8 protein-coding genes and 1 pseudogene are annotated in these 15,463 nt (G+C 38.2%); 2 read left to right on the top strand and 7 right to left on the bottom strand.

Features of this window, described 5'->3' with window-relative positions:
• Positions 1-147 precede the first annotated feature (147 nt).
• A complete protein-coding gene (locus tag AAHI02_RS08375) occupies positions 148-363 on the top strand; it encodes a hypothetical protein (protein ID WP_346986247.1) in 216 nt (71 codons plus the stop codon).
• Positions 364-385: 22 nt separating this feature from the next.
• Here the strand turns inward: AAHI02_RS08375 and AAHI02_RS08370 are convergent, their stop codons facing one another.
• The 4 genes and pseudogenes from AAHI02_RS08370 to kdpA all read right to left on the bottom strand — a co-directional run bounded on the left by AAHI02_RS08370 (position 386) and on the right by kdpA (position 6,316).
• Positions 386-1,753, bottom strand: coding sequence for an outer membrane beta-barrel protein (locus AAHI02_RS08370; protein WP_346986246.1), 1,368 nt, complete (start codon positions 1,751-1,753; stop codon positions 386-388).
• A 36-nt stretch (positions 1,754-1,789) separates the two neighbouring features.
• Positions 1,790-2,338: a K(+)-transporting ATPase subunit C gene (gene kdpC / locus AAHI02_RS08365; protein WP_346986245.1), complete on the bottom strand. Its 549-nt coding sequence runs from the start codon at positions 2,336-2,338 to the stop codon at positions 1,790-1,792.
• 103 nt (positions 2,339-2,441) lie between these two features.
• Positions 2,442-4,481: a potassium-transporting ATPase subunit KdpB gene (gene kdpB, locus AAHI02_RS08360; RefSeq protein ID WP_346986244.1), complete on the bottom strand. Its 2,040-nt coding sequence runs from the start codon at positions 4,479-4,481 to the stop codon at positions 2,442-2,444.
• Positions 4,482-4,620: 139 nt separating this feature from the next.
• A pseudogene (gene kdpA / locus AAHI02_RS08355) lies at positions 4,621-6,316 on the bottom strand (potassium-transporting ATPase subunit KdpA).
• 759 nt (positions 6,317-7,075) lie between these two features.
• On the opposite strand from kdpA, the gene AAHI02_RS08350 reads away from it, so the two are divergent.
• Positions 7,076-9,940 carry an insulinase family protein gene (locus AAHI02_RS08350; protein ID WP_346986243.1) on the top strand — a complete coding sequence of 955 codons (2,865 nt, stop codon included), beginning with the start codon at positions 7,076-7,078 and terminating at the stop codon, positions 9,938-9,940.
• Positions 9,941-10,112: 172 nt separating this feature from the next.
• Here the strand turns inward: AAHI02_RS08350 and AAHI02_RS08345 are convergent, their stop codons facing one another.
• From AAHI02_RS08345 to AAHI02_RS08335, 3 genes are all read right to left on the bottom strand, one after another.
• Complete coding sequence (locus AAHI02_RS08345) at positions 10,113-12,251, bottom strand: S46 family peptidase (protein WP_346986242.1); 2,139 nt, start codon at positions 12,249-12,251, stop codon at positions 10,113-10,115.
• Positions 12,252-12,440: 189 nt separating this feature from the next.
• A complete protein-coding gene (locus AAHI02_RS08340; RefSeq protein WP_346986241.1) occupies positions 12,441-13,085 on the bottom strand; it encodes an MgtC/SapB family protein in 645 nt (214 codons plus the stop codon).
• 120 nt (positions 13,086-13,205) lie between these two features.
• Positions 13,206-15,425, bottom strand: a complete 2,220-nt coding sequence (locus AAHI02_RS08335; RefSeq protein ID WP_346986240.1) for a T9SS type A sorting domain-containing protein — start codon at positions 15,423-15,425, stop codon at positions 13,206-13,208.
• Between the last annotated feature and the right edge of the window lie 38 nt (positions 15,426-15,463).

Raw genomic sequence — 15,463 nt, 5'->3', positions numbered from 1 at the left:
AATTCTTTTTTTGTAACAAAAGTTCTCGATACGATTTTTCTCCATTTCATTGCGAAAAACCTACTCGAACTGACGGTGTTTAATAAAATCCTTTGCTAAAATTAAGTTAGTTTTTGTTTCCAAGTATTGAATAAAAGTTTACTTCACATGGATTTTTCCTTACTTCACATGGATGAAGGCTTACTTTACGTGGATAAAGGTTTACTTCACCTGGATAAAGTTGATTTTTCATCAATTATTCCTTACTTCACTTGGATGAAGGCTTACTTTACGTGGATGAAAGCTTACTTCACCTGGAGAATGTCGATTTTTCAGCAATTATACTTATTTAACATGGATGAAGGCTTTATTTCTTTCATTTAACTAGGTTCATTAATTTATCTAATTATAATCTAAACATCACTGCCAAAGTTACTCTGCTGTCAGATTTTCTTAAATCCGGTCTCCAGTTATCAACCGGCGTATCGATCCATCCGTCCGGACTTGTAGTTCCCCCAGGCCCTGCAAAATACGGGATATTGCTTTTTCTGAATCCATATTCCAATCTGAAAGTTACGAATTGATTCGGCATAATGTCAACTGTTGCTGTTCCTTGGAACATCTTCAGCTTTTCACCGCGGGCAATGGCATCATTAAAATCATTATTAGCCACTGGGGACGGACTGAACGCCAGATAAGCTCCGGGATTGGAAACGGCATCTGCTCTCAAGGTTAAAGCAATTTTATTATTGTAAAACCAAAGCCTGTTGGCTATCGAACTCCCGATCATGTAATTGTCTTTTGCTTTCAAACCACCTCCCGATTGAAATCCGTAATGGTTGTTGATGCTGAAAGCTGCCTGTGACAATCCTTTGCTCTCCTTATTTTTGTAATACCGGGCCACTATACTGTGATCATGGTGAAAACGTCTTACATCCGGATTATTTCGCGTGTCTTTTCCATTTAAGTAGAAATTGGCGACCAGCTGAAGGTTTTCATTCGGACGGTAATAATTAGATACGCCGAGTCCAAGCCCTTTATTCCATGAATTGTAGGTTTGCCATCCGTTCATCACCCAAAGTTCGACCTTGTATTTTTTTGAAGGATAAGCCTGAAATCTCGCTCCCTGAAAATAGAATGGCGTAAAATCGCAGACCAAGCTTCTTTGATAATTCCAGTTTTCGCCCAAAACATAACTTTCCAAGCCGATGTAGCTCATGAAAATTCCCGCTTCAACATTAAGACCATGCATTACATTAAAATGATAACCTGCTGCAGCTTCCCGGATGTTTTTTAGGTTATTGACACTTGTATTCTTCCCATGATTTACACTTCCGTCCAGATCCTGAACGATAGATCCCATTTGTCCATACTGAAGCCATAAACGACCAATCATATTTTTATAATTGGTTTCCAAGCCGATACTTGCCATATTGATCGTAAATTCGTTGGAACGTCCGATGGCAGAAGAAATCGTATGCGTGTTATCTTTCGGATTACGGAAATCGTAATTGTAATAGGTATCTACATACGTTACTCCTGTCAGAATTGTTTCTCCATCTTTATCTTTTAAAGTTAAAGGGAAATCCGTCTGTCTGTTTTGTCCGTTGATCCACGTGAGATCATATCCGTCAAATGGGATTTTTGAATCTTTTTGAATTAAAGAATCTTTAGCCGGTAAAGCAGCAGAATCCTGTTTGATTTCCTGTGCGTTAAGGGAATTTAAAGCTGAAAGTCCCAATAAAAAAATAGCCTGAATAGTTGTTGATTTCATTTTATTAAGTATTGATAACAATGTGTTATTTTAAATTTATTTCAGTTGATTTAAGGCAATATTCAGTTTCAGAACATTTACTTTAGACGGCCCGAAAAGTGATTTTTCTGTTTGATTGTTAATAAGATTTTTAATTTTTTCAATTGAAATATTTCTTTCTTTGGCAATTCTTTTTGCCTGATAAAAAGCACCTTCGGGAGAAATGTCAGGATCCAGTCCGCTTCCGCTGGCAGTTACAAGCTCTACGGGAACTTTTACATTCTGCATTTCGGGATTCTGCATTTTTAAAGTGTCGATTCTTCTCTGAACCATTTGCAGATACTCTTCATTGCTCGGGCCTTTATTGCTTCCGGCGCTTCCGGCCGCATTATAGTTTACCGCAGACGGGCGGCCGTGGAAATATTTCGGAGATTTAAATTCCTGCCCGATATTGGCGTAAAATTTCTGCCCTTTATAATGGATGATTTCCGCATTTCCCTGAGTCGGTAAAACTTTGGAACCTGCGTAAACGATGCCTAAATAAATTCCGACAATCACAAGCATGACAAGAGTCAGTCTTAATGCGGATATAATATGATTTTTCATTTTGATTTAAATTTTTGAATTAATTGTTTGAAGATGGAAGAGGGATGATGGAAGTTAAAACGGAATTGTATTCACTTCCAGCCTCCTGCTTCAGGCTTCCTGCCTAAAAGAAAAGACTGATTCCTAAATCGATGAGCTTGATCCCTATGAACGGTGCGATAATTCCTCCCAGTCCATAGATTAAAAGATTTCTTCTTAATAAAGCACTTGCCCCAATCGGTTTATAAGCCACCCCTTTTAAAGCCAACGGAATAAGGATCGGAATGATGATCGCATTAAAAATAATGGCCGATAAAATCGCTGATTCAGGGCTGTGGAGGTTCATAACATTCAGCTTCTGAAGAGCCGGAATGAAAGTGATAAATAACGCAGGAATAATCGCAAAGTATTTGGCAACATCATTCGCAATGCTGAAGGTTGTAAGCGTTCCTCTGGTCATCAATAATTGTTTTCCAATTTCCACAATTTCGATTAGTTTCGTGGGATCGTTATCGAGGTCTACCATATTCCCGGCTTCTTTGGCTGCCTGTGTTCCACTGTTCATCGCAACACCTACGTCGGCCTGAGCGAGGGCGGGTGCGTCATTCGTTCCGTCTCCCATCATGGCGACCAGCTTTCCTTCCTGTTGTTCTTTTTTAATGTAGTTCATCTTATCTTCCGGTTTTGCCTCGGCAATAAAATCATCAACGCCGGCTTTTTCAGCAATAAACTTCGCGGTTAAAGGATTATCTCCTGTTACCATTACGGTTTTTACACCCATTTTTCTCAACCGTTGGAAACGTTCCTGAATTCCTGTTTTGATGATGTCCTGAAGTTCAATCACTCCCCATACTTTTTCATTGACTGAAACTACCAGAGGCGTTCCTCCGTTTTCAGAAATTTTGGTCACGGCTTCCTGAGTTTCCTGCGGGAAATTATTTCCTGCTTTTTCAGTGATCTTTTTAATGGTATCGTAAGCACCTTTACGGATTCTTGTGTTTTCAAAATCAATTCCTGACGTTCTTGTTTCTGCTGTGAAATCGATGTACACAGGATTCGGAACAAGGAGTTCTTCAGGCTTCAGCTGACTTAATTCAATGATCGATTTCCCTTCAGGCGTTTCATCAGCTACCGAGCTTAATGCAGAAGCTTTGATAAATTCATTCAACTCGATATTATTTGAAGGATGAAATTGTGTTGCCTTACGGTTACCGATAGTGATCGTTCCGGTTTTATCTAAAAGGAGAACATCAATATCTCCGGCAGTTTCCACGGCTTTTCCGCTTTTGGTGATGACGTTGGCTCTTAAGGCCCTGTCCATTCCCGCAATACCGATAGCAGACAGCAGACCGCCGATCGTTGTAGGAATCAGGCAAACGAAAAGTGAAATAAATGCCGCAATCGTGATCGGCGTCTGCGCATAATCTGCAAAAGGTTTCAGGGTAACGGTAACGATGATGAAGGTCAGCGTAAACCCGGCCAATAATATAGTGAGTGCGATTTCGTTCGGTGTTTTCTGTCTTGAAGCGCCTTCTACCAGGGCAATCATTTTATCAAGAAAAGATTCTCCCGGTTTGGTGGTTACTTTTACTTTGATCCTGTCGGAAAGTACTTTCGTTCCGCCTGTTACTGAACTTTTATCTCCTCCTGCCTCGCGGATTACAGGAGCACTTTCCCCGGTAATAGCCGATTCGTCGATGGTAGCAAGTCCTTCAATAATCTCTCCGTCCATCGGGATTTGGTCGCCGGATTCGCATAGGAAAATATCTCCCAGTTTCATCTCGGCTGATTTTTTAAGGACAGTTTCTACCTGGAATCCCTGTTTATTATTTATGACCACTTTGGCAGGGGTTTCTTCACGGGTTTTTCTTAAAGTATCTGCCTGGGCTTTTCCCCTTGCTTCGGCAATGGCTTCAGCAAAGTTGGCAAACAGGACGGTGAAAAATAAGATGATAAACACTAAGAAATTATAACTGAAACTGCCTTGCGACCGATCACCGGTTAAGCTGAACAAGCTTACGATGAGCATCACCACTGTTCCTATTTCCACCAGGAACATGACAGGATTTTTTACCATGATTTTCGGATTCAGCTTAACGAAAGACTGTTGGATGGCTTCGTTAACCAGATCTTTCTGAAATAATGTCTGTGACTGATTTTTCATTGCTTTTGAATGATTTTATTTTTTATTTGAACCATTAAGATTTATTAAGGAGTTAAGCTTAAGAAATATTCAAAGAATATTTTAAAGCTTAATGAGTTATGAACTTACTATTCTTATAAGATCTTAATGGTTGAATTAATTATTTAGAAAAATATTGTAACTGTTCTGCGATGGGTCCCAAAGTCAATGCCGGGAAGAAAGATAATGCTGCAATCAGCAAGATAACGGCTAAGGTCATGAATCCGAAGGTAGCGGTATCTGTTTTCAGGGTTCCGGCACTCTCAGGAATGTATTTCTTCTGAGCAAGGAGTCCTGCAATAGCAATAGGACCGATGATCGGGATAAATCTTGACAGGAGCAAAACGATTCCTGTAGAAATATTCCACCATGGCGTATTGTCGCCCAGTCCTTCAAATCCGGATCCGTTGTTTGCGGAAGAGGAAGTAAATTCATACAGCATTTCACTAAAGCCATGAAATCCCGGATTGTTCAGTGTTTTTGCTCCGAATTCCGGCAGATAGGCGGTTAGAGCTGTTCCCACTAAAATTAAAAACGGATGAAATAAAGCGACAATCATGGCAATTTTCATTTCTTTGGCTTCGATTTTCTTTCCTAAAAATTCCGGGGTTCTTCCTACCATCAGTCCGCTGATAAATACGGCAAGAATGATGAAAATAAAGTAGTTCAGAATCCCTACGCCGCAGCCTCCGTAGAAGCAATTGATCATCATGGCCAGCAGCTCATTCATTCCCGATAAAGGCATGGTGCTGTCGTGCATGGCATTGACGGAGCCTGTGGAAATGACCGTTGTCGCAATACTCCAGTAGGCCGAAGACGCACTTCCAAAACGGATTTCCTTACCTTCCATGGCCCCGAGATGAGGATCGGTTCCCATTTGGGTAATCAGAGGATTTCCGTTGGTTTCGTTTATAATGTTCGGAATGGTTAAGGCCAGAAAACCGATCGTCATTACGGTAAAAATAGTCCATGACAGTTTTCTTTTATTTAGATAAAAACCTAATGCAAAGACCAAAGCGAAAGGAATAATCATTTGTACAATCATTTCAGTCATATTGGTAAGGTAATTAGGATTCTCAAGTGGATGTGCGGAGTTGGCCCCGAAAAATCCACCACCGTTGGTTCCCAAATGTTTTATGGCGATAAATGCTGCTGCCGGACCTCTGGAAACCTCAGCTTTCTGACCTTCCAGCGTAGTGATATGGTCTTTTCCTTCGAAGGTCATCGGACTTCCGTTAGCAGATAGGATGAACGCTACAACAATACTTAGCGGAATTAAAATCCGGATGACTGATCTTGTAAAAAAAGTCATAGAAATTACCTAATTCTGTAGTCGTTTTGTCTTTAAAAGCTTTGAATAGAACAGCCATGGCAGCCATTCCTGTTGCTGCCGTTACAAACTGCAGGAACATTAAATATAACTGACTTAAATAACTGACCCCGGTTTCTCCGGAATAATGCTGAAGATTGCAGTTGACCAAAAAGGATATGGCGGTATTGAAAGAAAGATCGGGAGACATATCCGGGTTTCCGTCGGGATTCAGAGGAAGCCAGGACTGATTCAGCAAAATAAAAAATCCGATAACGAACCAAACTGCATTAATGGTGAGCATGGCAAACATATTCTGTTTCCAGGTCATCTGCTTATTTGGATTGATGCCTGAAATTTTATAGATCACATTTTCAACGGGCTGAAAGATTTTATCTAAGAAAGTTTTTTTATAGCCATAGACATCAGCAATATATTTTCCTAAAAAAATACCGATAACTAATGTAATGGCAAACATGACAATAATGCCTAAGATTTCTGTATTCATTGTTTCAGATTAAAATTTTTCAGGTTTCATTAAGACATAGCAGATGTACCCGAAGGCAAGGATGGAAAGGAAAAATAAACTCCACATAATTTATATTTTATCAAAAAATTCAACGGTACGGTACAAGATCCAGAAGAGGACCACACACAGGATGATTAAACTGATCAGCATCATAGCGCAACAATAAGGGTTAGAAGGGTGAATACTGCATACGAAACGATCAGCAGACTCAGTGCCGAATGCTCTCGTTCTTTTACGATTTTTCTTGAAATTGACATTGTTTAGTATTTTATTCTTTATTCTTAATGCCAAAAGAAATTCCATTTAAGAAATAATGAATTCAAGTAACTGAAAGGTAATGTGTTATTGTATTTAAAGCCAATGCCGAAAAAGAGGGAAACCTATCAAAATGATAGGCTCATTATTAAAATGATAAATTACGGCGCATAGATTTTTAGTGTAGTTATGGATATCTTTAGTTCAGTTATGAAGATCTTCAGTTCAGTTACAAGGATTTTAGTGAGTTACAAAGGTTTTCGGTCTGATGTAAAAGAATTTTATGCTGGTTAGGATAAATCTATTTGTGAAGATCAGGATAAAACCGACTAAAGTCTGCTGGCTGATTTTTAAAATAAATAATGAAATGTAAAACCATGATTTTTAAGAACCATTGCTAATATGGATAAAACACGCAGAGTTCCTTTTCTATTGCTTACATTTGTATAGCATTCTGGTTTTTTAGAATGAAAATGATTTTATATGACAGATAAAGAATACAGCGAAACAATTTATAAAGATAAAAATTACGAATACTTTACAGTTCCCAATGACGAAAACAAGGTAAGGATTTACACCTTGAAAAACGGTTTAAAGGTTTTTCTTGCCCAGAATTTTGATGCTCCCAGGATCCAGACGTATATTCCGGTAAGAACGGGTAGCAATAATGATCCTTCTGACAATACAGGCCTTGCTCATTATCTTGAACACATGATGTTTAAAGGAACTTCAAAGCTCGGTACCTGGAATTGGGAAAAAGAAAGCGTGTTACTGGATAAAATCTCGGATTTGTACGAAGAACACAAAGCGGAACCTGATCCGGAGAAAAAGAAAGTTATTTACCGGAAAATAGATGAGCTTTCTCAGGAAGCAAGTCGGTATGCCATTGCTAATGAGTACGACAAAGCTATTTCTTCATTAGGAGCAACGGGTACCAATGCCCACACATGGTTTGATGAAACGGTGTACAAAAACAATATTCCGAATAATGAGCTGGAGAAATGGCTTAAAATTGAAAAGGAAAGATTTTCAGAGTTGGTTTTACGACTTTTCCATACAGAGCTGGAGTCGGTGTATGAAGAATTCAACAGGGCGCAGGATAATGATTCCAGGCTGGTTCAGTATGAATTGATGGATGCTCTTTTCCCGACACACCCCAACGGTCAGCAAACCACTTTAGGAAAGGCGGAGCATCTTAGAAATCCTTCCATGAAAACGATTCATACTTATTTTGATGAATATTACGTACCCAATAATTATGCAATAGTAATGGTCGGTGATCTTGATTTTGATAAAACGATCCGGCTTATTGATCAGTATTTTGGAACAATTCCTTACAAAGAGCTGCCGAAAAAGACTCCTGTTATTGAGCAACCTATTACCGGAATTATTGAAAGAACCGTCAAAAGTCCGACGACTCCAAGAGTTCAGCTGGCCTGGAGAACGGAAAGCTACGGAACCAATGAGGTTATGCTTGCTGATATCGTAGCCAATATTTTAAGCAACAGGGGAGAAGCGGGATTATTGGATTTAAATATCAATCAGACTCAGAAATTGCTTTGGGCGCAGGCTTATTCCATAGGTTTAAAACAATATGGCTACTTTTCTATTGTTGCCGTTCCGAAGGAAACACAGACTTTAGAGGAAGCAAAAAATCTTGTGTTGCAGCAGCTTGAGCTGGTAAAGAAAGGAGAATTTCCTGACTGGATGCTGACGGCAATCATTAATGATTTTAAAGTTCAGAGAATGAAAGCCCTGGAAACGGCTGATGGGTTGGCCACCAACCTTTACGAAGCTTACATCAAAGACAGAACCTGGGAGCAGGAGCTAAACGAAATGGATGAATATGCGAAATTTACAAAGGAAGATGTTGTGAATTTTGCCAACGAATTTTTTAAAGAAAACTATGTGATCATTAATAAGGAAAAAGGAATTAATGATAAACTGATCCACGTTGAAAATCCAGGAATTACGCCGGTGAAGATTAACCGTGAGGCACAATCTGAATTTCTACGGGAGATTTTGGCGGAAAAGACAGCAGATATTCAGCCGGAATTTATTGATTATGACAAAGAGATTCTTACAGATGTCATTAAAGATAAAAAACTGAGTTTCGTAAAAAACAGATACAATGATATTGCTCAGGTACATTTTATTTTTCCTTTCGGAAGCGACCATGACCGTGATCTCGGGATGTCTACGCAGATTCTTCAATATTTGGGAACTGAAAAATTTTCGCCGGATGATCTTAAAAAAGAGTTTTTTAAAATCGGAATTACCAATGATTTTAAAACAACGAACGATCAGCTTACGATCTCACTGAACGGTCTTGAAGAAAATATCCCGAAAGGGATTGAACTTTTGCAGCACTGGATGAAGGAAGTAAAACCTGATCAGGATATCTACAACCAGTTTGTGGAAACAGTGCTTGAAAACCGTGCGGCAGTAAAGAAAGACAGGGCCCGCATTATGACGGCCTTAACGAATTATACAAAGCTGGGTGAGTTTTCCAGATACACGGATATTATATCAAAAGAAGAGCTTGAAAGCAGTGATGTTGAGATTTTCACGGAAAGAATGAAGAAATTGTTCAGTTTTCCGTACCAGATATTCTTTTATGGAAGGGATCTTGAAGCTTTTAAAGGCTATATCGGGAAATATATTGAAACCGAAAGTATGATTATTCCTGAACCTAAAAATTACCCTGAACCGGAAACCAGCGGAAACGTTTATTTCACAAGTTATGACATGGTTCAGATGGAAATGAGCAGAGTAGGAAGGGGACAAATGGTAAATACTGAAAATTTCGGGAAGATTAATGTGTTCAACGAATATTTCGGAAGAGGATTGTCATCGATTGTTTTCCAGGAAATCCGCGAGAGTAAGAGTCTTGCTTATTCTGCATACGTTTCCTATGCGGCCAATTCGGAACTGAATCATCCTGATTATATCACCACTTATATCGGTACGCAGCCGGATAAATTACAGATTGCAGTAGATACAATGACTGAATTGATGGCTGATCTTCCTGAAGTTCCGGCACAGTTTGAAAACGCGAGAAATGCAGCTTTAAAGCAGATTGCTTCTACAAGAATTACCAGAACGAATATTTTCTTTAATACCTTAAGGCTTAAAAAACTGAATATTCATTATGATTTCAGGAAAGATATTTATCAGCAGATCGAAAGCCTGAAGTTTGAGGATCTGAAAGACTTTTATAACAATTATATCAAATCAGTTCATTTTAATACAGCTATTATCGGTAAAAAAGAAAATCTCAATATGGAGGCTGTGAATCAGATGGGGAATTTTAAAGAAGTAAGTTTGAAAGATATTTTCGGACATTAATTTAAATGATATTAAATGCTTCGCCAGGTTCAGCACGACACCGCTACAATTGACTTTTAAATAAAATTTAAACAAATAGTATAGAGAAATGTCATGCTGAGCTTGCCGAAGCATCTCTAAAAATAAACCCCGAAAGTTCTTCTTTCGGGGTTTATTATTGTTTTGGTTAAAACTATTTTACAATTTTCATTTCATTAATAAGCCATTTGGAATCGGCAAATTTATCAATGATAAAAAGGATATATTTAGTATCCACCATAATATTTCTGCTGAAACGCGGATCATAATTAATATCACTCATGGTTCCTTCCCACTGTCTGTCGAAGTTTAATCCGACAAGATTTCCGTTAGCGTCCAGAGCAGGACTTCCTGAGTTTCCCCCTGTCGTATGGTTGGTGGCTGTAAATCCTACCGGAACGTCACCTGTTTTGTCCTTATATTGACCGAAATCTTTTTTGCTGTAAAGGTCGATCAGTTTTTTAGGAACATCAAATTCATAATCTCCGGGAACGTACTTTTCCATTACCCCGGCAAGATGCGTCTGATAATTGTAGGAAACGGCATCTCTTGGTGAGGAGCCTTTCACTTTTCCGTACGTAACGCGCATTGTCGAGTTGGCATCCGGGAAGAATTTTCTGTCTTTATCCGTAGCCATTTGCTGAGCCATGTAAGTTTTTTGCAAGGCATCAATTTTCGTTTGCAGAGAAGTAAACTGAGGGTCAGCTTTCGTCATATAAGCATCCCTCATAGCCGTATAGATCTGAAAAACAGGATCCTTTTTCAGGGTCTTAATTAATTTATCCTGATTAGAAAATGCTTTTTCAATGTCTTTGCTTAAAAAAGCACCGTTCACATCACTTCTTCCCGTAATGATCGAATTTTTAGAGGCATCCTCAATCGTCTGGATGTTTTGAGCTTCATTTTTGTACTTTTCAAATCCTGCAGGCAGGAATTGAGCGTCTGTTTTATTGGCGTACAATGCCAGTAATTTGGCTGTTACTTTTGCATCAAGTTCTGCATTGTAATCTTTGTAGAAAGAAGTCAGTCTGTTTTTTAATGCTGCTGTACTTTTTTCATCCATTCTTCCAGCTTCTACCGAGGTGATAAAATTGTAATAAAGACTGGCTAGCATCAGTGTTTCTGCATTTCTGATCGTTTCAGAATAATAGGCATTATTTAAGGCATACGGAGCCTGATCGTTGTAAAGCTTGTTTAATTGATCTAATGTCGTTTTGATCTCGTGATTTTTAGCAACAAGAGAACCTTCGTACATTACTTTTTTCTCTACAGCATTCGATTTTTTCAGTCCTTCGACTTCGCCGATCCATTTTTTCCAGTAATTGGCTACTGAAGCATATTTAGAAGCATACTGAATACGCGTGGCATCATCGGTACGCATTTTTTCGTCCAGTGTTTTTAATGCCACATCTCTCACTGCGATTCTTGCAGGATCGATTTCTTTCATGATTTTTTCAACCGCAATGGCAGGAAGATATTCCGTGGTTCTTCCCGGAAATCCGAAAACGAATGTGAAATCATTTTCATTTTTGTCCTTAATGGAAACCGGAAGGAAATGCTTTGGAACGTAAGGAACGTTTTCTTTTGAATATTCTGCAGGTTTGTTGTTTTTATCAGCATAAATCCTGAACATGGAGAAATCCCCGGTGTGTCTTGGCCAAACCCAATTGTCAGTATCAGAACCGAATTTACCGATACTTTGCGGTGGAGCTCCTACCAGACGGATATCTTTGTAAGTTTCGATGGTGTAGGCGTAAAATTTATTTCCATAATACATCGATTTTACGGAAATTGACTGATACGGCTCAGTTTTCTGAGAGTTTTTGTAAATCTCAATGTTTTTGGCAATCTGTTTGGAAAGTTCGGGCTCTGTAAGATTGTCCGTTCCCTGAAGAATCTGATTGGTCACTTCTTTAATGTCAACAATAAAATCAACAGTCACGCCGGGATTCGGAAGTTCGCCTTCTGTATTTTTGGCCCAGAAACCATTCGATAAAAGGTCATTCTGAACAGTTGAATGTGCCTGAATCTGCCCATAGCCACAATGATGATTGGTCAGCAAAAGACCTTTTGGGGAAATGATTTCCGCAGTACATCCACCGTTGAACTGTACTACCGCATCTTTAATGCTTGCTTTCTGAGGATTGAAGATGTCTTTGGCAGAGATTTTCATTCCCAGATCTTTCATTTCCTTTTCATTCAGCTCCGTCGGTATCCACATTCCTCCGTATTGCTGTGCAAATGTCATTACAGCCGGCAAAAGAAATACGGATAAGAGTATCTTTTTTGTCATAATCAAAATTTTGCTCCAATTTACGAAGAAATTGTGAGTTTGGCATTTTTGAGAGACGGCTTTGTTTTGACTTTGAAAATGAGATTGTTAAATGAATTGGAATATTTTTGATTTAAATAATTCCATATCGACGGTTAAATATTTTCGTTAAATAAGTTTAATTCAAGAAAAAAATAAACTGAGTTTTGTCTAAAACTGATAGGCAATAATACGTTCGTCTTCCATCAGGCTTTTCATCAAAGCTTCATGATTGATATTTTTTCCTGTGATGATCCATGAAGTAGCAAGATTTCCCTGTGTATATTGCTGTTTTGATATTGCAAATTTCAAATGGTGTGTTCTGAAAAGTTCTTCACAATAAGGAACATCGTGATAGTTGACTACAGCAATTTTATATTCCCTGATTTTGTGTTCTCTGTCGATAAGCTTTTCAAATTGATTTAAAGAACTTAATATCAACAATACCAAAACGGTACCCATGAAAGCAAGGTAAACATATCCGGAACCGACTGCCATTCCAATTGAGGCTGTTGCCCATATGGTGGTTGCGGTAGTGATTCCGTCTATTTTATTATCCCCTTTAAAAATAACGCCGGCTCCCAGAAAACCGATTCCTGTGATGATATTGGCAGCAATGCGGTCGGGATCATCTACCCCGATTTTTATGGAAAGAATCGTGAAAAGACTGGAACCGAAGCATATCAGGATGAAGGTTCGTAAACCAGCCGATTTGTTTCGGTATTCGCGTTCCGCACCGATCAGTAATCCCAGGATAACCGAAATGAAAATCAGCAGTAATTCATTTTGAATAGAGTGATCTTTTAGAAATTCCATTTTTTATACTTTAGGCACAATAAAGTTACAATAAAAAAGAAATGATAATTATGATCCCAGTTATAGTCATAAAAAAAAGACTGCCTGGAAGACAGTCTTACTTATTTATTTGTAATTTAATTAGTTTTTGATGAGTTTCTGAGTGAAGGTTTTATATTTTGTAAATAATTTGATGATATAATTTCCTTTTGGAAGCTCAGAAACATTGATTGAATTTCCTTTCACCGAAGCTGAGATTAAAATTCTTCCCGCTGCATCGTAAATTTCTGCTTTTACAATTTCATTTTTCGACTGAATATTTAAAACATCTTTTACAGGGTTCGGATAAATTGAAACAGTATTGTTTTCTTTGTTGATTTCTGAAGCAGCCAAGGTGTTCTGAACTGTTGTGGTAAAGTTGTTGGTAATAATCGGAGCATTATAATCAAAGTAGATTCCCGCTTTGTTGCTGAAGCTGTCACCGATATTCAGTGTAGATTTTGTTTTAATTTTAAATGAAACATATCCGTCATTATTGGCATCATCAAAAGGAAGCTGAATATTTTCAAAGATAAATTCTACCGTGTTTCCTGTGATTCTTGTTACGAAATTGTGGCTTCCGTTTATGGCAACTAAGCTGGATATATCGTATTTCAAAATATCTATATCATCTTTCACGACAATATTCTGTGCATTTGCCGTTCCTGTATTTTCAAAACGGATGAGGTAATGCACATAATTTCCCACTTTTGCCTGGGTAATTGTTGTTCCCTCTAAACATGTTTTATCATTAGGGTCGAAAGAGTTTACGACAGTTTGGTTTAAAGTAAATATATTATCCAAAGGAGTTTCGTCTGTTCCGGCATTTACCTGAGCTGTATAATGAAGGATGTCTCCTGCAGTTAATGGTGGTGTCTGGGTAGGTGTATTCAAGGTGAACGATACCGTTATCTCCTTTAGTTCCAAAGGGGCAAGATTCGTGAAATTCCAGTTCAGAACTCCTGTTGACTGAGATGCAGGAATCACTGATGCGGTAAGATAGTTCATCAAATTATCATTATAATTAAATGATAAACTTCCAGACTGTGTGGTTGTTCCTTTATTTTTGTAAATGATCTTGTATCTTGCATCAAAACCAGGTCTTGCTGCAGTAATTGGGATAATGACAACTTCCAGATCATTGTGCGCTCCGTTTGCAGACAGGCAAAAGTTTTGGGTAAGAGGGCTTGTCTGTGCAGGAAAACTTGCAGTTACACTTGTAGGCGAAACCGTGAAGTATGTCGGATTTTCCAGTACAGGTGTAATGACATGATTACCAGCCTGAACAGGAATTGAGTAATTTCCTGAAGCGTTCGTTATAATATTACCGGAATTAGCGGAATTTGTTATTAAGAATTTTTGAAATGCTTTTGCAGGATCATTAGCGTCACAACCATTGTTATTGATATCATACTTTGTGTTTCCCTGAATCGTGTAAAAATTTCCTCCGGGAGTGAAGGAGCAGTATGCGTTTATTACAACATTAGGTTGATTGTACCAGTTTATCAGCGCACCGATCATTGCCTTTTCAAAATCATCAGCACAGATATAGCTTAAGCTTGGTGTATTTGAAAACATCGGAGTAGCTCCTTGTGCATAATTATCTTTTCCGTTCTTAATATTAAAGCTGATAAGATTAGGATTGTTGGAAAAATCGAAATTGTTTAGTCCTGTCAGCTGTCCGGCGTCAATTGTAGTAAAAAGATTATTTTTAAGATACAGATTACTCAGGTTAGGAGCTTCCTCAAAAGCAACAGTTGTAAGCTTATTATTTGCTGCTTGGATGTTTAATAAACTATTATTGTTGTTTAAAATTATTGTTGTTAATAAATTATTGTTGCATTCTAAGGTTACCAAATTTGGGAGTCCGGAAATATCGATTGATTCCAGTTGATTATTTACGACATCCAAAGTATGTATACTGTTTAAATTACTGAGAGAGAGGTCTGTAAGGCTATTGTTACGCACGCTTAAAGACTGGAGATAAGATAATCCTGTAATTTGCAGATTGGTTAAAGCATTAGAAGAAGCATTTAAAAGTACAAGATTAGTAAACTCATTAATTCCTGTAAGATCGGTGATCATGTTGCCTGGCTGCCCGGAAACATTTAATCTGGATACATTCAACGCTTCTGAAACCTGAATTTCAAGATCTCCGTTGGTGTCAATTACCATATTTTGGTTACTGCTGTTCGTTGCGATGCCGTTGCTTGTATTTGCTGACAGAAGTTTTGCCTTAAAATTTGCATCAGGAATATTCACAATCTGTGCCTGAAACACAGCAAACATAATCAGAGAGATGATCAGGTAAATTTTTCTCATGGTTATTATAATTATCAATTTTAAATTTCGGGCAAAAA

The sequence above is a fragment of the Chryseobacterium sp. POE27 genome (assembly GCF_039727685.1).
GTDB lineage: Bacteria > Bacteroidota > Bacteroidia > Flavobacteriales > Weeksellaceae > Chryseobacterium.
Note: the sequence above shows the minus strand (reverse complement) of the source record. Positions and strands in the feature narration are given on the sequence as shown.